Source organism: Kitasatospora sp. NPDC041988 (assembly GCF_055588525.1).
The window spans coordinates 1-18,092 of record NZ_JBVJCO010000012.1; the positions used below are offsets into that span (position 1 = coordinate 1).

Annotated in this window: 14 protein-coding genes and 1 pseudogene; 6 read left to right on the forward strand and 9 right to left on the reverse strand. The window is 70.2% G+C overall.

All coding sequences use genetic code 11. The annotated features are described in order from the left end of the window. Positions 1-122 precede the first annotated feature (122 nt). From ACZ6NC_RS14545 to ACZ6NC_RS14565, 5 genes are all read right to left on the reverse strand, one after another. Complete coding sequence (locus tag ACZ6NC_RS14545; protein ID WP_465732502.1) at positions 123-2,564, reverse strand: ricin-type beta-trefoil lectin domain protein; 2,442 nt, start codon at positions 2,562-2,564, stop codon at positions 123-125. Positions 2,565-2,750: 186 nt separating this feature from the next. Continuing rightward, on the reverse strand, positions 2,751-3,785 hold the full coding sequence (locus ACZ6NC_RS14550) for an ABC transporter permease (protein ID WP_465732504.1): 1,035 nt from the start codon (positions 3,783-3,785) through the stop codon (positions 2,751-2,753). Continuing rightward, a complete protein-coding gene (locus ACZ6NC_RS14555) occupies positions 3,782-5,353 on the reverse strand; it encodes a sugar ABC transporter ATP-binding protein (RefSeq protein ID WP_465732506.1) in 1,572 nt (523 codons plus the stop codon). Before ACZ6NC_RS14555 ends, ACZ6NC_RS14550 begins: the two co-directional genes overlap by 4 nt. Positions 5,354-5,407: 54 nt before the next feature. Beyond that, positions 5,408-6,457: a substrate-binding domain-containing protein gene (locus ACZ6NC_RS14560; RefSeq protein WP_465732508.1), complete on the reverse strand. Its 1,050-nt coding sequence runs from the start codon at positions 6,455-6,457 to the stop codon at positions 5,408-5,410. A gap of 140 nt (positions 6,458-6,597) precedes the next feature. After that, positions 6,598-8,910, reverse strand: a complete 2,313-nt coding sequence (locus ACZ6NC_RS14565; RefSeq protein ID WP_465732510.1) for an RICIN domain-containing protein — start codon at positions 8,908-8,910, stop codon at positions 6,598-6,600. Between the two features lie 511 nt (positions 8,911-9,421). On the opposite strand from ACZ6NC_RS14565, the gene ACZ6NC_RS14570 reads away from it, so the two are divergent. After that, positions 9,422-10,369 carry a helix-turn-helix transcriptional regulator gene (locus ACZ6NC_RS14570; RefSeq protein ID WP_465732512.1) on the forward strand — a complete coding sequence of 316 codons (948 nt, stop codon included), beginning with the start codon at positions 9,422-9,424 and terminating at the stop codon, positions 10,367-10,369. A 281-nt stretch (positions 10,370-10,650) separates the two neighbouring features. Here ACZ6NC_RS14570 and ACZ6NC_RS14575 read toward each other — a convergent pair whose 3' ends face one another. Beyond that, on the reverse strand, positions 10,651-11,349 hold the full coding sequence (locus tag ACZ6NC_RS14575; RefSeq protein WP_465732514.1) for a hypothetical protein: 699 nt from the start codon (positions 11,347-11,349) through the stop codon (positions 10,651-10,653). Positions 11,350-11,806: 457 nt separating this feature from the next. Here ACZ6NC_RS14575 and ACZ6NC_RS14580 point away from each other — a divergent pair, with 457 nt between their 5' ends. The 3 genes from ACZ6NC_RS14580 to ACZ6NC_RS14590 all read left to right on the forward strand — a co-directional run bounded on the left by ACZ6NC_RS14580 (position 11,807) and on the right by ACZ6NC_RS14590 (position 13,377). Next, a complete protein-coding gene (locus ACZ6NC_RS14580; protein WP_465732516.1) occupies positions 11,807-12,109 on the forward strand; it encodes a hypothetical protein in 303 nt (100 codons plus the stop codon). Positions 12,110-12,272: 163 nt separating this feature from the next. After that, positions 12,273-12,800, forward strand: a complete 528-nt coding sequence (locus ACZ6NC_RS14585; RefSeq protein ID WP_465732518.1) for a hypothetical protein — start codon at positions 12,273-12,275, stop codon at positions 12,798-12,800. Between the two features lie 37 nt (positions 12,801-12,837). Further along, positions 12,838-13,377: a hypothetical protein gene (locus ACZ6NC_RS14590; protein WP_465732520.1), complete on the forward strand. Its 540-nt coding sequence runs from the start codon at positions 12,838-12,840 to the stop codon at positions 13,375-13,377. Positions 13,378-13,447: 70 nt separating this feature from the next. On the opposite strand, the pseudogene ACZ6NC_RS14595 reads toward ACZ6NC_RS14590, so the two are convergent. Then, positions 13,448-13,762 (reverse strand): annotated as a pseudogene (locus ACZ6NC_RS14595) (P-loop nucleotide/nucleoside kinase family protein); the annotation flags it as partial. A 56-nt stretch (positions 13,763-13,818) separates the two neighbouring features. Here ACZ6NC_RS14595 and ACZ6NC_RS14600 point away from each other — a divergent pair. Beyond that, positions 13,819-13,974, forward strand: coding sequence for a hypothetical protein (locus tag ACZ6NC_RS14600; protein ID WP_465732522.1), 156 nt, complete (start codon positions 13,819-13,821; stop codon positions 13,972-13,974). Between the two features lie 151 nt (positions 13,975-14,125). Here ACZ6NC_RS14600 and ACZ6NC_RS14605 read toward each other — a convergent pair whose 3' ends face one another. Beyond that, the gene (locus tag ACZ6NC_RS14605; RefSeq protein WP_465732524.1) at positions 14,126-15,466 is read right to left on the reverse strand and encodes a type I glutamate--ammonia ligase; all 1,341 of its coding nucleotides are present in this window, start codon (positions 15,464-15,466) and stop codon (positions 14,126-14,128) included. 144 nt (positions 15,467-15,610) lie between these two features. Continuing rightward, positions 15,611-16,645, reverse strand: a complete 1,035-nt coding sequence (locus tag ACZ6NC_RS14610; protein WP_465732526.1) for a 3-oxoacyl-ACP synthase III family protein — start codon at positions 16,643-16,645, stop codon at positions 15,611-15,613. Positions 16,646-17,577: 932 nt separating this feature from the next. Between ACZ6NC_RS14610 and ACZ6NC_RS14615 the strand changes: the two genes are divergently transcribed. Next, a complete protein-coding gene (locus ACZ6NC_RS14615) occupies positions 17,578-17,928 on the forward strand; it encodes a DUF5132 domain-containing protein (protein WP_465732528.1) in 351 nt (116 codons plus the stop codon). The last annotated feature ends 164 nt before the right edge of the window (positions 17,929-18,092 follow it).

Below are 18,092 nucleotides of genomic sequence, written 5' to 3' on the forward strand. Positions count from 1 at the left end.
TCTCGAGAGCGCCCCCCCCCCCCCCTCCCCCTTTTTTTTGTTTCTCTCTTCCCCCCTCTCCTTTTGTTTCGTTGCCCCTCCCGACCGGGGGAGGATCCGGCCGGCCGGCACCGAGGGGATGATCAGCTGGGCAGTCGCCAGGACTGATTGGCTCCGCCGTCGCAGTCCCAGATGTCCAGCCGGGTGCCGTTCGTCGTGTTGAGGGCCGGGTCGTCCAGACAGCGTCCGGACTGGAGGCTCTTCAGGCTGCCGTTCGGCTGCGGCGACCACTGCTGGTTGGCGCCGCCGTTGCAGTCCCAGAGCTCGACGGGTGAGCCGTTGGCCGTGGCCTGGCCGGTGACGTCCAGGCACTTGCCGTTGTGCTTGAGGTTGCCGCTGTCCAGGGTCCAGACCTGGGACGAGCCGCCGGTGCAGTCCGACAGTTGCACCCGGGCGCCGTTCAGGCCGGAGTCCTGATCGACGTCCACGCACTTGCCGGCCGCGAGACCGGAGGTGATCGGGCCGGTGGGCAGCGGGGTGGCGGCGCCCGGGGTGAGGGCGAAGTTGTCGAACTGCTGGGTCCGGTAGCCTCCACTGCCCAGCCCGAGACCTGCCAGGCCGCTGTTGAACGAGGTGTCGGTGGCCCGGCCGACCTCCTGGCCGCCGACGCTCGCGATCAGGGTCGAGCCCTGCAGGGTGAAGGCGACGCCGGTCCAGGTGTTCAGACCGGGTGCCGCGACCGACCCGGTGGCGAGGGTGGTGAAGTTCCAACTGGTGTCGCTCTTGAGGATGGACCACGTGCCGGTGTCGGAGAGCCGCAGGTGGTAGGCGTTGAGGCCGTTGTTGTTGTGCCCCTGCTGGCCGATCCGTCCGAGCAGTTCGACACTGCCGGGTTGCTCGAACAGGACGTCCGAGGCGACGGTGTAGTTCTGCCAGGTGCGCTCACCCATGATCGTGTACGGGGAGTTGAACGGTTCGTCGGTCCAGCGCATCGGCACGCTGGGGGCCATCTGCCGCACGCACGTCCCGGTCCGGCCGCCGCCGCAGGCCACCGTCTTGAAGGCGCCGTTCATGTCGGAGAAGTACTTCGGCGAGGTGGTGGCCGCAGGTGTCTCGAAGTCGTCCGCGTAGGGCAGTTGGAGGACGCTGCCGGGCGGGGGCGTGGCGGTGCCCTTGCCCTGCCCGGTGGTGGTGGTCACGGTGTAGACGTAACCGGGCTGGAGGGTCAGGGAGTAGCGGCCGCCGCCCGTCACGGACGGGTCCGCCTGTCGGACGAACCAGTCGCTGCTGTTGTTCGACCGCACGTTGGTCGCCCACACGTGTACCTGGCCGGTGGGCAGGCCGCCGGTGACGGTGAAGTTCACGGTCTGCGCGGCGGTGGCGTCCATGGTCTCGATGACGGTGGAGTACGAGGAGTTGTCGGCCGACCTCAGGGTCGCGTAGCTGCCGTTGGTGCGCTTGTTGCCGATGTAGTTGCTGGCGGTGTCGATGTAGTGCCAGCCGGGCCGGGTGAACTGGGTGGTGTGTGCGGTGACCCAGGCCGTCTTGCCCACGGTGTAGCTGCCGGACCACGGCTGGTTGGCGAGCGCCATTCCGTCGGTGGAGAACTCCAGGTTGCCGTACAGCGCGGCGACGACCGGCCAGTTGACGAAGGCGGTGAACCGGGAGTCGATGTACCCGCGGTTGATGCCGCGGGCCACCGAGCTCGCTCCGGTCTGGTAGTCCTCGGAGCCGTTCTCGCTCGCCCAGACCGGCTTGCCGAGCCCCTGGGCCTTGTCGATCGAGGCGGCGTCCGCGGCCGGCTTGCAGTTGCTGAAGTCGCTGTTGTACCCGCAGGGGTAGTGCACGCCGACGACGTCGACGGCGTCGCGGAAGGCGGCGTCGTCGGCCATCTGGTCGACGACCCGGTAGCCGAACTGGTCCGGGGCGACGACCTTCACCGAGCCGTAGCCGCCCGCGACGAGCTTGTTCTTCAGGCCCACGTACCACTGCGGGTCGGCGTCGTGCTCGTTCCAGCCGCCGAGGTAGTCGATGGTGAGGTTGTGCTGCCGGGCGCAGCCGAGCCACGAGAGCAGGTAGTCGTGCATCTTCGCGGTGTAGACGGTGTTGCTGGTGGTGCTGTTGTCGTTGACCCAGCCGGGCGCGCCCCAGGAGAGCGCGGCCAGCTTGATGGCCGGGTTGCGGGCCTTGGCCTGCTCCATCATCGTCCACTCGTAGCCCTGGTTGCAGTCCACGGTGTCGGCGGTGTGCATGTGGCTGGCCTCGGCGCCGTCGGTGGAGTTGGTGTCACCGCCGATCTCCACCTTGAGGATCTGGAGCGCGGCGCCGTAACCGGGCTTGAACAGGTAGTCCAGCACCTGGCTGCGCTGCGGTTCCGGATAGTCCGCCAGCAGCCGGGAGTTGCCGCCGCCGCCGGAGATCGCGCCGACGCCGTCGAACACCCGGCCCGGCTGCGTGCCGTCGATGGTGATCGTGGTCGCGGCGGCGGCCTGCGCGGGGGTGGTCGCCGCCACGCCGGTGAGCGTGCCCACCGTCAGGGCGAGGGCGGAGAGCAGGGTGGTGCGTGGTCGTGATCGCCAGGTCATACCAGCTCCTTGTGGGGGAATCCGTACAGCTCGGACGGACCGTCCGAGGGTCGTGGGGGCGGCTCGTGCGGCAGCCCGCGTGTTTCGTGCGACGCGGTGCGGGCCCTCGGGGCGACGCGGTGCGGGCCCTCGGGTGACGCGGTGCGGGCCCTCGGGTGACGCGGTGCGGGCCCTGAGGGCGGCGGGTCAGGCCGGCAGGCCGACGGCGCGTTCGCCGCTGCGGCGCTGCTGGACGACGACCGCGACAACCAGCAGGGTGCCCTGGGCCACGTTCTGCCAGAAGGAGTTGATGCCCTGGACGGTGAGTCCGTTCTCCAGGCAGCCGAGCAGGGCGACGGCGAGCAGGGTGCCGCCGATCCCGCCCTTGCCGCCCTTGAGGGCGCAGCCGCCGAGCGCGGCCGCGGTGATCGCCTTGAGTTCGAGGCCCTCGCTGCCGGAGACCGGCTGGCCGGACCCGGTGCGGGCGGTGAGCAGGATGCCGGCGACGGCGGCGACCACGCCGATCAGGCCGTACACGGCCACCAGGTACCTGTTGATGTTGATGCCGGCGAGGCGGGCGGCGGTGTCGTTGCCGCCGATGGCGTAGATGTTGCGGCCGATGTCGGTGCGGGTGAGCAGGATGTGCACGCCGACGGCGACGAGGATGAGGATCCACACCATGACCGGCAGCCCGGCGATCTTCCCCCGGCCGAGGAAGACGAAGACGTCGTCATTGAGGACGTAGCCCTGGGCCCGTCCGTCGGAGACGAGTTGGGCGAGACCCTTGTACGCGGCGAGGCCGGCGAGAGTGGCGATGGTGGGGTTGACCCGGCCGTAGACGACGATCGCGCCGTTGAGCAGGCCGATCAGGAGGCCGACGCCGACCGCCGCGGCCATCCCGGCGAAGGCGTTGGAGCCGGTCGAGGTGAAGGCCATGGCGCTGACCACCGAGGCGACGCCGGCCTGGGAGCCGACCGAGATGTCGAGGCCGCCGCAGATGATGACGACGGTCTGGACCACGGCGAGCAGGCCGGTGATGGTGGCCGCCTCCGCGATCACCTGCATGTTGTTCAGGCTGAGGTAGTTGTCGTTCAGCACTCCGAAGAGCGTGAGAACGAGGGCGAGCGCGCCGATCAGGCTGAGGTTCTGACCGCCGATGGCGGCGAGGGCCGCCGAAGGGGTCGAGGCGGCGGTGCGCCGGGCGGGTGCCTGCTTGGTCGCGGGCGGGGTGGTGGTGGTCATGACGGTGCTCCAGAGGAGGTCGCGCCGACGATGTCGTCGGCCATGGCGAGGGCGAGGATGGCCTCCTCGGTGGCGTTCTCGTGGCTCAGCTCACCGGTGACCCGGCCGTTCTGCATCACCACGACCCGGTCGGCCAGGCCCAGGAGTTCAGGCAGTTCGGAGGAGATCACCAGCAGCGCGACGCCCTGTTCGGCGAGGTCGGCGATGATCTGGTAGATCTCGGCCTTCGCCCCGATGTCGATGCCGCGAGTGGGCTCGTCGAGGATGAGCACCTTCGGCTTGCGGGCGAGCCAGCGGGCGAGCACGACCTTCTGCTGGTTGCCGCCGGAGAGCTTGCGGACCTCCTGCTCGATCGAGGGGGTGCGCACCCGCAGCCGGTCCGCGTACTCCTGGGCGAGTTCGCGCTCCGCGCCGCGCCGGACGAAGCGCAGTCGGCGCAGCCGTTCCAGGCTGACCAGTGAGGTGTTGTCGCGGATCGAGCGGTGCAGGAACAGCGCCTGCGCCTTGCGCTCCTCGGGGGCGAGGCCGAGGCCGGCCCGGATCGCGTCGCCGGGGGTGGCGGCCCGCAGCGGGACGCCGTCCAGGGTGATGCTGCCGCGGTGGACCGGCCGGTCGCCGGCCAGTGCGAGGGCGAGCTCGGAGCGGCCGGCGCCGATCAGGCCGGCCAGTCCCACCACCTCGCCGGCGTGGATCCTCAGGCTGACGTCGTGTACGTCGTCGGTGGTGACGTCGTCCACATCCAGGACCAGCCGGTCGGTGGCGGTGCGGCGGCGGGAGAACAGTGCGGACAGGTCGCGGCCGACCATCAGCCGGACGATCTCGCTCTCCGTGGTGGACCGGGCGTCCTTGACTCCGGCGAGTGTGCCGTCGCGCAGCACGGCAATCCGGTCGGAGAGTTGGAAGATCTCCTGCATGCGGTGCGAGACGTAGATGACGGCGACGCCGTCGTCGCGCAGGCGGCGGATCAGCCGGAACAGGGCGTCGACCTCGTGGTCCGACAGCGAGGAGGTGGGTTCGTCGAATGCGATCACCCTGGCCTCGCCGGTCAGTGCCCGCAGGATCTCCACCAACTGCCGCTGAGCGGGCGTCAGTTGTGAGCCGAGCAGGTCGGGGTCGAGGACTCCGGCGAAGCCGAGCCGGTCGAGGTCGGCGGTGATCCGGCGGCGCAGCTCGGCGCGGTCCAGCCGCCGCCCGGCCCGGCGGGGCAGGGCGCCGGCGTAGACGTTCTCGGCGACCGAGACGTGCGGGATGATCTCCGGTTCCTGCGGGATGATCCGGATGCCCGCCGCCCGGGCGGCGGCGGGCGAGGCGAGGTCGAGCCGCCGGCCGTCGAGGGTCACGTGGCCCTCGGTCGGCCGGTGGTCGCCGGTGAGGATCTTCAGCAGGGTGGACTTGCCCGCGCCGTTCTCCCCCATCAGGGCGGTGATCCGGCCGGCGGGGAAGTCGAGGGTGATCCCGCCGAGGGCCTGTACCGGACCGAAACGCTTGGTCAGGCCGTGCACGGCGGCGCCCTCGTCGGCGGCACCTGGGGGTCGGGGGTCGGGGGTCGAGCGGCGTGCTGTGCTCATGGCGGGGTCACCTCGGGTGGGTTCGCGACGCTGGGAATTTGAACTGACGTATCGTCAGTTGCAGCTGACTCCAGCCGACTTCCATGTGGTGGCGTCGACCATTTGGGTCGGGGCGAAGGCCTCGGCGGGGAAGTCCTTGCCGTTCTTCAGCCGGTCGTACATGGTCTGGACGGCCAGCGCGCCGACGTCCTTGCCGTTGATGAACAGGGCCGCCTTCATGCCGGACGGCTTGTCGCTGCCCCAGTTCTTGCAGGCGAGGTACGCGCCGAGGCCGACCCCGATGACGTTGTCCGCGCTGATGCCGGCGTTCTGGAGGGCGGTGACGCCACCCTGCACGTTCTCGTCGTTGCAGCCCCAGAGCACCCAGTGCTTGACGCCCGGGTTGGCGGTGACGGTCGCGGCGATCTTGTCCTGGGCGCCGGTGGGGGTGTTGTCGGTGGCGACGTCGATGTTCTGCACACCGGTGACGGCGGCGCCGAAGGTCTCCTTGGCCGCCTTGACGCGGTCTCCGCAGACCGTGACGTCCTGCTTCCAGGCCGAGATGATCCGGGTGTCGGCCGGGTTCCAGCCCGCCTTCCTGAAGTCCTCCGCCGCGCGCTTGCCGACCTCGCCGCCCATCTGGGCGCCGCTGAAGCCGATCCGCGGGACGAGCTTGGCCTTGTCGCAGGCGGCCGGGTCCGGGCCGGTCGCGCAGATCTGGTCGTCCGAGGTGAGCAGCGCGACCTTGGCGTCCTTGGCGGCCTGCACGACCTGGGGGCCGACGGCGGGGTCGGGGACGACGACGATGAGGCCGTTCGTCTTCTGGGCGATCGCGGACTGCACCTCGCTGACGGTCTTGTTGGCGTCGTTGCCGAGGTTCACGACCTTGAGGTCGATGCCGAGCTCGGCGGCCTTGGCCTTGGCACCGGCCGCCTCGCCGACGAAGTACTCCTGGTCGCCCTGCTTCTGCAGGTAGGTCAGCGAGATCTTGCCGGACACCGGGGCCACCGAGCCCTCGGCGGAGCCGGAGGTGGACTCCTGGCCGGTGGAACAGGCCGTGGCCGCCAGGCCGAGGGTCATGAGCGCGGCGGTGGCGGCCAGGCGGCCGGAGAGAATTCTCGACATGAGGGTGCTCCTTCGAGCCCCCCGCGCCGCGAGGGCGCGGGGAGTGGGACTGGGTGGGGTGACCGGTCTCGCCGCCGCACAGTGCGACGAGACCGGCCATGAATCAGGCCGGCGCCATGCCGTACCGGCGGTGCGAGGTGCTACTGCGTCGTGGTCCACTGCTGGTTGGCCTTGCCCGGACCGCAGGTCCACTGGATGGCCTGCGCGCCGTCGGTGGTGGAGGCACCGGTGACGTCCAGGCACTTGCCGCTGCCGGCGGAGACCAGCTGGACGGCGCCGGTACCCGCCACAGGGGCGAGCGTCCACTGCTGGTTGGCCTTGCCCGGACCGCAGGTCCACTGGATGGCCTGCGCGCCGTCGGCGGTGGAGGCACCGGTGACGTCCAGGCACTTGCCGCTGCTGACGCTGGTGACCGGGGTGACCGCCGGACCGGCGAGCGGGGTGACGGCGAGGTTGGCGAAGTCGGCGTGCTGGAAGCCGCCGACGGCAAGACCGCTCTGGCCGACGACGTGGCCGGCGTCGGTGACGGCGGCGACCTGGACGTTGTCGACGGACGCGGTGATCGACGGGCCCTGCATCGCGAGCGCGAGGTTGTGCCAGGTCCCGGCGCCGGCGCCGGAGTAGTTGCCGCTCGCCAGCAGCGTGTCCGTGCCGGAGCGGTTCTCGGTGGACAGCCTCCACGTCCCGGCGTCGTCGATCTTCAGGTGGTAGGCGGACCGGTCGTGGTCCACGTGGTCGATCCGGCCGAGGAGTTCGGCGGAGCTGCCGCCCTGTTCGAGCAGAACGTCCGTGCTGACCCGGTAGTTGCTCCAGGTCGGATCGCCCATCAGGGTGGCGGGCGTGTAGTTCATGTCCCAGTGCCACGGGTGAGGCGCCTGGGTGAGGACCTGGCGCAGGCACGTCGGGGTGCCGGCCCCGGCCGGGCAGGGTGCGGTCTCGAATGCGCCCGCCCAGTCGTGGAAGTAGCGGGCCGTCCCCCCGGTCTGGTAGCCGCTCAGGTCGGCCTGGTAGGGCAGCGGGAACGACTTCGCCGCCGGCGCGACGGCGTCACCCTTGCCCTGACCGGTGGTGGTGGTCACGGTGTAGACGTAGCCGGGCTGGAGGGTGAGCGAGAAGGCTCCACGCTGCGGGGTGACGTCCTGGGTGTGGACGAACCACTGGGAGGAGTCGGTGCTGTTCATGTTGGTGGCCCAGACGTGCACCGCGCCGGTGGACAGGCCGCCGGTGACCGTGAAGTCGACCGTCCTCGCGGCGGAGGCGTTGGTGGTCTCGATGACGGTGCTGTAGTCCTGGCCGGACTTGAGGGTGACGTAACTCCCGCTGTGGCGGTCACCGTTGATGCCGGCACCGGACAGGTAGCCGACCGAGGTGTCCAGGTACCGCCAGCCCGGCTGGGCGAACTGCGTGGTGTGGGCCATCGCCCAGATGTTGCGGCTCACCGAGTAGCTGCCCGACCAGGGCTGGTCGGCCGCCATCAGGCCGGCCCCGGCGAACGGCAGGTTCGATGGCCAGGAGCTGACCAGCGCCCACTTGATGTCCGAGGTTATCTTGGCGTCGATGTACTCACGGTTGAGGTTGCGCGCGAGCGCCGCCGGCTGGGAGCCGTAGCTGTCGACGTCGTCCTCGGCGACCCAGAGCGGCTTGCCGAGCCCCTCGGCGGTGGCGCTGCCGGGGCAGGCGGTGTACTCCGGGGTCGAGTGCCAGCAGACACCGTGCAGGCCGACGGCGGCGACGGCCTTGTTGAAGGCCGGGTCGGCGGCCAGGTCGTCCGCCACCGACCAGTTCTGGTCGTCGTTGTCGGACGCCACCAGCAGGGTGTCGCTGTGACCGCTGCTGTCGAGGGCGGCGCGGAGGCTCTCGTACCAGGCCTTGTTGTAGCCGTTCTCGTTCCAGCCGCCCAGGTAGCCGACCTTCAGGCCGTGGCTCTCGGCGCACCCCAGCCAGGACTGGAGGTAGGTGATGTTGTCCTGGGACCACACCCCGCCGTTCAGCCAGCCCGACGCGGCCCACTCCAGGCCGTAGAACTTGATGTCCGGATTGCGCGCCTTGGCCTGCTCCATCAGCCACCACTCGTAACCCCGGTCGCAGTTGACCTCGGTGGGGGTACGCATGTGGCTGGGCTCGGGGCCGTCGGAGGAGTTTCCGTCGCCCCCGATCTCCACCTTCAGCATCTGCAGCGAGGCGCCGTAGCCGGGCTTGAACAGGTAGTCCAGCACCTGGCTGCGCTGCGGCTCCGGGTAGTCGACCAGCAGCCGCGAGGTGGCGCCGCCGCCGCTGATGGCCCCAAGTCCGTCGAAAGCGCGGCCACTTGACGAGCCGTCGATGGTGATCCGCTGCTGCTGCGCAGCCTGGGCTTCCGACGCCACGGCGGGCGTCCAGGTGGCGGCGATGCCCAGGGCCAGCGCCGCCAGCGCAGTGATCCCGCCTCTGGGGGCGCGGGGAAGTGTTCGCACGGAATGCTCCAGTTCCATGGATGGGGGTCCTGTCGCGGAGGGCTCGCAACGGGATGGAACGCATGGGCCTTTGATGCCCCGGTTGGGTGGGCCGGGCTTGAGCGCACGCCGGAGCCCGATGCCGGGCCGGCGGTGCGAGCGCTCAATTTCGCCCAATATGAAGCGCAATCACACAGAAGTCAACATGACTGCACAGGCACTTGCGCCTTTCGTTTGCCGAGGAGATGCCAGGGGGCGGCGCCCCCTCTTCGATGCTCGACTGGCCTGGACCGACCGCACGAAGGTCGGGGGTTCACCGGCGGCTCCGCCCCGCAGCGGGAGGGCAGGCTGCAGCCCTGGCCGGCGGGGAGCGGTCGGCGATACCGCATGCAGAGTGTCCGGCGGAGTCGACCTGTCGGCGAATGGTTCGCCTTGGCAGAATCCGGCATGGCGGAAAGATGACAGCCTCACTTGCCGGATCCGGTCGGCCTCGTGAGACGATCGAGAGATGTATTCGCTCCATGGCATAGGTATGAACGAGACGGCCGAGAGCGCCTACCTCCTCCTCGTCGAGCGCGGCCCGCTGGCCCCTGCCGAGCTGGCGGGCGCCCTGCGGGTGACCTCGCACGCCATGAGCACGGCGGTCGGCGAACTGACCGGCCTCGGCCTGGTCGAACCGGACGGCGCACGGCTGGTCGCCCGCCCCCCGCGCGCCGCACTGGACGTCGTCGTGAGCAGGCGCACCAAGGAACTCGCCGCCCTGCACGACGGCGTCGAGGAACTGTCCCGCTTCTGGCGCGACCACCACCACGCCGATGGAGCCGACTACATCGAAGTCGCCCGGACGGAGGCGGCCCGCAGTGCACTGGTCCGGCGGCTCTACGACGAGGCCACCGGCCGGGTGCGCGGCCTGACCATCGGCTTCACCGGCCGATCCGCACAGCCCAACATGCTGGCCCCCGGCTGCCGGGAGGCGCTGACCCGCGGCGTCAAGTGCACGGTCGTCTACGGGTCCCGGGTACTGCGGGACGGGGCCGCCCGGCAGGCCGTCCAGACCTCCATCGACCTCGGGGAACGAGCCCGTGTCTTTCCCGAGGTCCCGCTCAACATGGGCATCTGCGACGACCGATTCGCCCTCGTTTGTCCCCCATCCAGCGACTTTGACCGTCGGCACCACATCCTCGTGCAGCGATCGGACCTCCTCGACTCGCTGATCGGCGTGTTCGAGTCGTTCTGGCAGATCGCCGTCCCGCTGCCGGCCGCAGTCGAGACGACGGACGACAGCGGGACGGCTCCCGGAGTCGAGAGCCGGCAGCTGCTCACCTACCTGAGCGGCGGTCTGACCGACGAGTCGATCGCCCGCGAGATCGGCGTCAGCGAGCGGACGGTGGCCCGCCGCATCACCCGCCTCCAGGAGGTCCTCGGCGCGCGGACGCGGTTCCAGCTCGGCGTCCAGGCAAGCCGTCGCGGCTGGCTCTGACAGCGGAGCCCGGCCCTCGCCCGCTCGCGATGTCCGCCGGCTGCGCGGCCGCGCTCCAAGAATTGGTGGAGCTCGCCGAGCTTCAGCGAGGGCAGGATGTGGCCCTGGGCGGAACCGTCGGTCCGTCGTAGCCGCGATCCCGCACCGGCGAGCCAGGAGAGTACCGCCCTACGGCGGGTGTTCCAGGGTGTTCACCAGGGAGGATTCCAGGGGGCGCGGGAGTAACCCGGCCTACCTGTCACCCAGTTGTGGAGCTCCCGGCCGGGTCGGGGCCGGGAGCGTCATTCGTCCCAGGCGGCCGCCGCGCTCCCGGCGGTCATGACCAGCCAGCCGAGGGCGGGGATGCCCAGGGTGACGGCGAGCGGCCACTGCGTCGACATGAGGATGAGGCCGCCGAAGAACGAGAGGAAGCTGAGGAAGGCGGCGATGAGGATGGGGCCCGCTTGCGCGCCGGAACGCCACCAGGTCAGGCCGTGGGCGGTGAGCGCCGATCCCAGGCCGGCCAGGAGGGCCACCTTCAAGCTGGTCAGCCAGGGCGTGTTCGGGTTCTGGGCGCGGTGCCCGTGGTAGGAGACCTCGGACACGTGCCCCCGAAAGACCGCCAGGTCCACGTCCAGGCCGACTTTCGCGTCGTCGTAGAAGGCCTTGCCGACCACATAGGTGTGTTTGGGGGCCGTCTCGCGTGCCACGGTCAGCGAGTAGGTGGTGCCTTCGTCGCCGTTGTCGGCCCTCCGCGCCGTCACCTTGCCGGTCTCGTGCAGTACGCAGTCCGCGCCGGGCGTGGCCGCCGCCGTGCCGCACACCGGGGCGTGGCGGTAGGCGCCCACCGCGTGGTAGCCGTCGACGAACCAGTTGAAGCCGAGCACGGTGGTGGCCAGTCCGGCCACCAGGAACAGGACCTGCGTCAGCACGCGGACGACCGGCCCGGCGATCCGTCGGAATCCGCCGGGCGGCCTCGCGTCCCTGATTTGCGCGTGCATCGCAACCCCCTCGATCGCGTACCCGGGCACCTCCCCGATGCCCGGCAACGATGCTTTCAGGGACGTGGCCGTCGGGGGAGGGGGCCCGGCGTCCTTGTGACGAACCTGTGGAAGTTTGATCGGCGGGCCGGGCAAGGGCAGCAGGATGACCGCCAGTTCGTCGAGCAGCTCGTCGACCGCGTGCCTGGTCCGGGTCCGAGCCGGTCTGAAAGGGTCGAGGCCGTAGAAGGCGGGGACGTGACCAGACAGGGTTCCGGCACGACACCAGGGCGCCGGATCCCTCGTCCTGCTCTACGGCATCCCCGGTGAACGCCTCCGCCACCTGACCGCCGAACAGATCCACGGTGCCACAACCGAGAAGACTTCTCTCCAACTCGGCCAGTCAAGGCTATGGATCCCACCACGCCTGGCCGAACTCCTCCACCAACTCGCCGACGCGCCGTACCAGCGCTCTGCCATGACCCGAAACCTCACCGGTCAGCCGCCGCGGCTGTTCCCCGGCGTCGTTCCCGGCCGTCCACTCAGTCGCAAAGCGTTCAACGACCGGCTCGCGCGCCAGGACATCCACACCAGACCCGCCCGCACTGCAGCCCTCATCGCCCTCGCCACCGAGCTACCCGCACCGGTACTGGCCGACCTCCTCGACATTCACATCCATACTGCGCTGAAGTGGGCCCGCCACGCGCAACGCGACTGGAGCACCTACCTCACCGCGAGAGCCACCGACCTGACTGCTGCCACGCAACCAGCTCGGCCATGAACGACCTGCAGCACAACCCGGTGGCGTCTCCGGAGGGCCAATTAGGAGACTACGAGCGTCCATCTCATTGACACTGAGCAAGAATTGACGTTCATTCTGTTGGTTTCGTTCAGCGTGGGGCTGCTCGGGGGCGCCCTGCTCATCCATCGTGAGGAGCCCTGGCTTGACTGTCTCATGGGATCTGCTGATATCCACCGCAGGTGGTGTCACCGCAACGGTCGTGGGCGTCATCGCCGGCGGTGTCGTCGGGCGCCGCAGCCAGCACCAGCAATGGCTGCAGGGTACGCAGACCGCCGCCTACGAGAAGTTCCTGCAGGCGTTCGGGGGCGTGGAGGCGGAGCTGCGCGAGGCCCTCCTCGACGAGCGCAGGCCCGCCGGTGACTGGGTGCCTTTCGTGGCCGCCCAGCACTCGGTCAGCCTAGTTGCCGACCCGGCGACCAGCGCAGCAGCCGAGCGGGTCTGCGAGATCCTGGAGGACTTCACCATCCTCTTCCATGGTCGTCAGCCGACCGACCTCGAAGAACTGCGGCCGATTCATGCCGCGCTGGGGGAGGCTCACCTGAGCTTCGTCAATGCGGCCCGCTGTTCCCTTGCCCCGTCCCAACGGCGCCTGGACCGATCACTGGGCGGCCCCTCGCCCTGGCGGGGCGTCGAGTCCTTCTACACCCGACCTGACAGAAGCCTCGACTGAGCCTTGGCTGGACGTCCGACTGAAAGGTAGGAATAGCATGAATCTCCCGTGGGGAACCCTCATATCCACCGCCAGCGGAGTGGCCGCGACAATCCTTGGCATCCTCGTAGGCACCCTGGCCGGGCGCCGCAATGAATCCGGGCAGTGGATACGCGATCGGAAGATCGCGGCGTACGAGCGCCTTCTCCAGAGCTTCGGCGCGGTCGAGATCGGCATGCGCCACGCGTACTGGGAGCAGCGCGAGCCCGAGGGGATCGACTGGGAGGAGTGGAACGCCGCCTTGGTGTCGGTCAGCCTGGTAGCCGATACCGATGTGGGGATCGCTGCGGAGCAACTCGCCTCAGTCGTAGGAGAGTTCAGTGCCTTCCCGTTCGGGGAGTCAAAGGACATGGCGATGCTTCGTCAGATTCATACGAAACTCGACGCTGCACAACGGGAGTTCGTCAACGCCGCCAGGCGATCGATCCACGCGTCAGACGCGAAGCAAGTCCCCTGGCGTTTGGGTGGTCCGCCACCCTGGGGTGAGATTGAACAGATCCATCAGCGAGACAACGACATCGGTCGCGTCATCCCCTGAACCACATTGGGTTTGGAGCGTCACGGGACATGCACAAAGGGCCCTTCCCATACCATGTCGGGCCGAACAGTCACGCGAATGACGGCCACCGGTAGGCGGCCCACTCCCGCCAGCCCGCCCAGCCAGAGGGCGGGCCGGCGACCTCGCCGCCTCCCAACTCCGCCGCGTCGGGCTCCTCGAAGTGCGCCCGGCCATCCTGGATGTCGGCCTCGGTCATCGGGAACGTCTCCTCGGGGGTAGTCGCCCAGCGATGGGCGATCCGGGCGCGCTGGGTCGTATCGTCCACCGGCAGGTAGAGCATGCGGAAGGACGCGCCCTCGGCCTGCGCCAGCCACCGGATCGCAGACCGTTCGTCACGGGACCAACAGCCGTAGTCCACCACAACGGCACCTGGAGGAGACCGCGCGGGCGGCCCGCTACCGGACGCTCTCCCTGGTCGCCGTGCACGGCTCGCAGACGATGTGGACGCTGCTGGGCTACCGCACCCGGCCGGAGACCCGGCTGCCCGCGAGCTACGGTGCCGAGGCGGTCTACATGGCGAAGCCGCTGGGACCCGCTGTGACCGATCAGGCCCGCCACGGAGGAATCCACCGCTGAGGATGAGGCCCCGGGCCGCCGCTGTACCGATGGCCCGGGGTCCTGTGGGCGATCACCTGTCGAGCAGCGGGGCTCGGTTTGTCTCGTGATCCGCGTGCGCGCGATGTGCGCCCGTGTGCCCGCGAGCCGGAGGAGTGATGATCATGCCTCGTCAGTACCGCCAGCGGACGGCCTCGATGACGTCCTCGTCCGTGTGTGCGGCGAACAGTTCCGCCTCCGCCCGCCGTACGGCCAGCACGTTCTCGTACAGCTCGGGGCCGAGCGCCTGCCGCAGCAGTGCGGACTTCTCGTACGCGTCGGTCGCCTCCGACAGGCTCGCCGGGAGGCGCTCGGCGCTGCCGAGGGCGGCGGGGTCGCTCCGGGTCTCGGGCGGGAGGGGCAGGCCGGCGTCGAGGCCGGCGAGCCCGGCGGCCAGCACGCCGCCGATCGCCAGGTACGGGTTGGCGGCGGCGTCGAAGCACTTGAACTCGGCGTTGGCCTGCCCGGCGGTGGAGCCGGCGATCAGGCGCAGCGCCGCCTCGCGGTTCTCCAGGCCCCAGCAGCGGTAGGCGCCGGCGAAGTGGGAGGGGACCAGGCGCAGGTAGGAGGCGACGCTGGGCGCGCCGAGGGCGAGCAGGGCGGGCAGTTCGGCCAGCGCGCCCGCGAGGAACTGCTCGGCTTCGGGGTGCAGCCCGTGGCGGCCGGGGCCGCCGTGCCCGAGGTTCCGGCCCTGTCGCCAGAGGCTGAGGTGCAGGTGGCCGCCGTTGCCGATCGCGCCCTTGGTGAAGACGGGCGCGTACGAGACCCGCAGGCCGTGCCGGGCGGAGACGGCCCGGATGGTGTGGCGCACCAGCATCGCGGTGTCGGCAGCCTCCACGGGCCCCTCGGCGGCGACCGAGACCTCGAACTGCCCGGCGGCGTACTCGGGGTGGACCTGCAGCACGGCCAGCCCCTGTTCGGTGAGGGCGCGCAGCACCTCCCGCAGGTAGTCGGAGTGCTCGATGAAGCGGGCCATCCCGTACGCGGGCTCGACCGTCGCGGGGTTTCCGGCGGCGTCGGCCACCACCCACTCGATCTCGATCCCGGCCTGCACCGAGAGTCCGCGTCGCTCGACGGCCTCGGCGGCCCGGCGGGCGAAGCTGCGCTGGCAGCCGGGGTGCGGGGTGCCGTCCTGGGTGTGGCGGTCGGCCGGGGCCCAGGCCCAGCCGGGCTGGGCGGCGAGCGGGGTGAGCCGGTCGAGGTCGGGGACGAGCCGCAGGTCGCCCACCGGGCCGGTGCTCGAAGGCGTGGTGGTGAAGGAGTCGTCCACCAGGGAGAGGTCGAAACAGGGTACGGCGCCGACGCCGTACTCGGCGGCGTGTTCGAGCTGGTTGAGCGGGACGGACTTCACCCGGGTGATCCCGGCGTTGTCGACCCAGCCGAACACCACCCCGTCGATTCCGTCGGCAGCGAGCTGGACTTCGGCCGACCGGGCCTGGGCGGCCCGTTCGGCCCGGGAGCGCATGGTGGTCATGACGTCCATGCTGGTGCTCGCGGCGGCGGGCGTGCCGAGAAATCGGCTGGGGTTCACTCGTTCGTGAACGCCTGAAGCGGCGACGTGACACAGGACGCACGCGCGGGGGACGCCGGGGAGGCCCTTGTCGGTCCGGAGGATCGTTCAGGCGTGCCGGAGGCAGAGGGTGCCCCACTGGAAGCCCGCGCCGATCCCGGACAGCACGTAGGTGTCTCCCGGGAGCAGGGAGCCTGCGGAGACGGCGCAGTGGAGCGCGGTGAACAGGCCGGCCGATCCGGTGTTGCCCAGCCGGTCGACGGTGACGGGCACGCGCTCACGGGGAACGCCCAAGGCTGCCAGGGCCGCGGTGAGGATGTTCAGGTTGGCCTGGTGCAGGAAGAAGTACCGGATCTCGTCGATCGACACTTCGGCTCGCTGGGCGGCGCTGGTGATGCTCTCGGGCAGGCGGGTGGTGGCCGCGTTCCAGACGGCGCGACCGTCCATGGACAGGTAGTGGTCTCCGGCGGCGACGGTGGCGGCGCTGGCGGGCAGCCGTGAGCCGCCGGCGGGAATCTGCACGCCGTAGGACAGTTGGGAGCCGAGATCGTAGGAGAGCAGGCCCGATCCGGGGGTGTCGGAGCGGGTGAGGACGACGGCTGCCGCGGCGTCCCCGAAGAAGACGGCGGTGGTGCGGTCGGTGGGGTCGGTGATCCTGGAGGCGCAGTCGGCCGCGAGGACCAGGACGGTGGTGATGGAGGGGTTCTGCAGGAGGTGGGCGGCGATCAGCACGGCCTGGATGCCGGAGGCGCAGGCAGCCTGGGTGACGTCCAGGGACAGGGCGCGGTGGGCGCCGAGGGCGTCCTTGACGATCAGCGCGGTCGACACGAGCGGCTGGTCCCCGGTGTAGGTGGCGACGATGACCGCGTCCAGCCGGGCGGGCTCGATGCCGGCGGCCTCCAGGGCCGGGTGGGCGGCGGCGACGCACATGTCGGAGGTCGCCAGGTGCGGGGCCAGGCGGCGGCGTTCGCGGATGCCGGTGCGACTGGTGATCCACTCGTCGCTGGTGTCCAGCGTGCGGGTGAGCTCCTGGTTGGTGACGACCGCCGGTGGCAGGTGCATCCCCGTCCCCGCGATGGAGAACGGCACGGACAGGCCGGCACCGGTCTGATGGAACAGGGTCTGGTCCACGGCCACGGTCATGCCGCGGCGCTCCGTCCTGGTGCGATCGGCGCACCTCGAAGAACTCCCATATTCCGTTCCTTTCACTGTCGTCCGTGAATGGCCTGGCGCTCCCGGGCCGGTCTAATTCCGACGCCGCCGAATCGTCTCACGGAAAACAGGTGAGGAGATTGCTCTTTAATCCCTGGGTGTGAGGAACATTTGATCGCTTGACATCGCAGTGCCGGAAAACGGGCCGAGGCCGGGGATCTCGTCGGCCGCCGCGATCCGGGCGGTACCGTGGTCCGCCAGGGGGGTGGTCGTCGAGGAGGCGGCGGCGCCGCCGCAGCCGCTCAGCGCGGGTCGAGGCGGTGAGGGAAGCTGCCGGGATGACCGGCGGGGTGCGTCGGGGCACGGCGTCATGGCGTCATGGCGTCATGGTGTCATCGGGTCCGCTCGTGGTGAACCAACTCACGTGTGCAGCAAACGCGTTCGAGCATCCGGAGGCGCCTGGTGGCTGGCCCGGGAGTCCCCCGGGGTGAGGGGGTGCGCGATCGTTGTTCGCCCCGTCGAGGGAGTGGTGGGGGCTCGCTGCCGCGAGCCCGACGGGGCGGGAAGCCGCCGTTCCCGGGGCTGCGGCGGTGGGCGGCGCGGCAGTGTGACGCTCATCCGGGGCGGATGGTCGGGTCATAGCACCACATGGTGTTCGAGTGCGCTGGGCTTCGGGTTTCGCGGAAGGCCATAGGACCACTCACATGAGTGAACCCGGCCGGATCCATTTGGTTCAGGCCGATGTGGTTCGAGTACGGTGACCATGGGAGCGGGCGGCGCGATCCGGTGTCCGGGAATTCGATTCGTTAGGTGAATTCCGGATTTCGAGATGGAATGCTTCCATCCGCCCGGCTGTGCGCTGCTCCGGTGTTCGCCGTGCCCGGGTTCCCTGTCATACGTATGCGCAGAGAGGACGGAGCATCATGCCGCCCCTGGTTCCCCCCTTCCTGATCGGTCTCATCGTCGCCCCGCTGGCCAAGCGACTTCTCAAGCCACTGGTGCGCGGAGTCGTCAAGACATCCGTCGGCATCGCGATGGAGGTGAAGAAGGCGGCCCACGAGGCCGGGGAGAGCATCCACGGCCTCGCGGCAGAAGTGGCCGCCGACGTGGTGGCCTCCCAGATCGCCGCCGGTGAGACCGAGGACCACTCCGGCGACGGCCGGCACACCGCCGGGAACGCCGCAAAGCCAGGGGCTGCCGGCCACGCCGAGGGGGACGCGAGGACCCCGAAGATCCGGGCGGCCGCCGGCACCCCCGCCGGAACGTCGCACTGACGGTCCATGAGGAACTGCGGCCGCCGCCAGGCGCGCACGCCGATCGATTTCGGCGGACGCGCTTGGGCGGGGCCGTCCGCAGGCAGGCCGTTCGGCCGCGCAGAACCGCTGTCCAGAATCTCCGCTCCGTCGCCGTGATCCGTCGTCTCCGTGACAGTTCTCCG

What these genes read in the sequence shown, in the direction of transcription:
- ACZ6NC_RS14580 (WP_465732516.1), top strand. Translation starts at nt 11,807, where the DNA reads ATGACCCGAAACCTCACCGGTCAGCCGCCGCGGCTGTTCCCCGGCGTC.
- ACZ6NC_RS14545 (WP_465732502.1), bottom strand. Translation starts at nt 2,564, where the DNA reads ATGACCTGGCGATCACGACCACGCACCACCCTGCTCTCCGCCCTCGCC.
- ACZ6NC_RS14555 (WP_465732506.1), bottom strand. Translation starts at nt 5,353, where the DNA reads ATGAGCACAGCACGCCGCTCGACCCCCGACCCCCGACCCCCAGGTGCC.
- ACZ6NC_RS14615 (WP_465732528.1), top strand. Translation starts at nt 17,578, where the DNA reads ATGCCGCCCCTGGTTCCCCCCTTCCTGATCGGTCTCATCGTCGCCCCG.
- ACZ6NC_RS14570 (WP_465732512.1), top strand. Translation starts at nt 9,422, where the DNA reads ATGAACGAGACGGCCGAGAGCGCCTACCTCCTCCTCGTCGAGCGCGGC.
- ACZ6NC_RS14560 (WP_465732508.1), bottom strand. Translation starts at nt 6,457, where the DNA reads ATGTCGAGAATTCTCTCCGGCCGCCTGGCCGCCACCGCCGCGCTCATG.
- ACZ6NC_RS14575 (WP_465732514.1), bottom strand. Translation starts at nt 11,349, where the DNA reads ATGCACGCGCAAATCAGGGACGCGAGGCCGCCCGGCGGATTCCGACGG.
- ACZ6NC_RS14590 (WP_465732520.1), top strand. Translation starts at nt 12,838, where the DNA reads ATGAATCTCCCGTGGGGAACCCTCATATCCACCGCCAGCGGAGTGGCC.
- ACZ6NC_RS14605 (WP_465732524.1), bottom strand. Translation starts at nt 15,466, where the DNA reads ATGACCACCATGCGCTCCCGGGCCGAACGGGCCGCCCAGGCCCGGTCG.
- ACZ6NC_RS14610 (WP_465732526.1), bottom strand. Translation starts at nt 16,645, where the DNA reads ATGACCGTGGCCGTGGACCAGACCCTGTTCCATCAGACCGGTGCCGGC.
- ACZ6NC_RS14550 (WP_465732504.1), bottom strand. Translation starts at nt 3,785, where the DNA reads ATGACCACCACCACCCCGCCCGCGACCAAGCAGGCACCCGCCCGGCGC.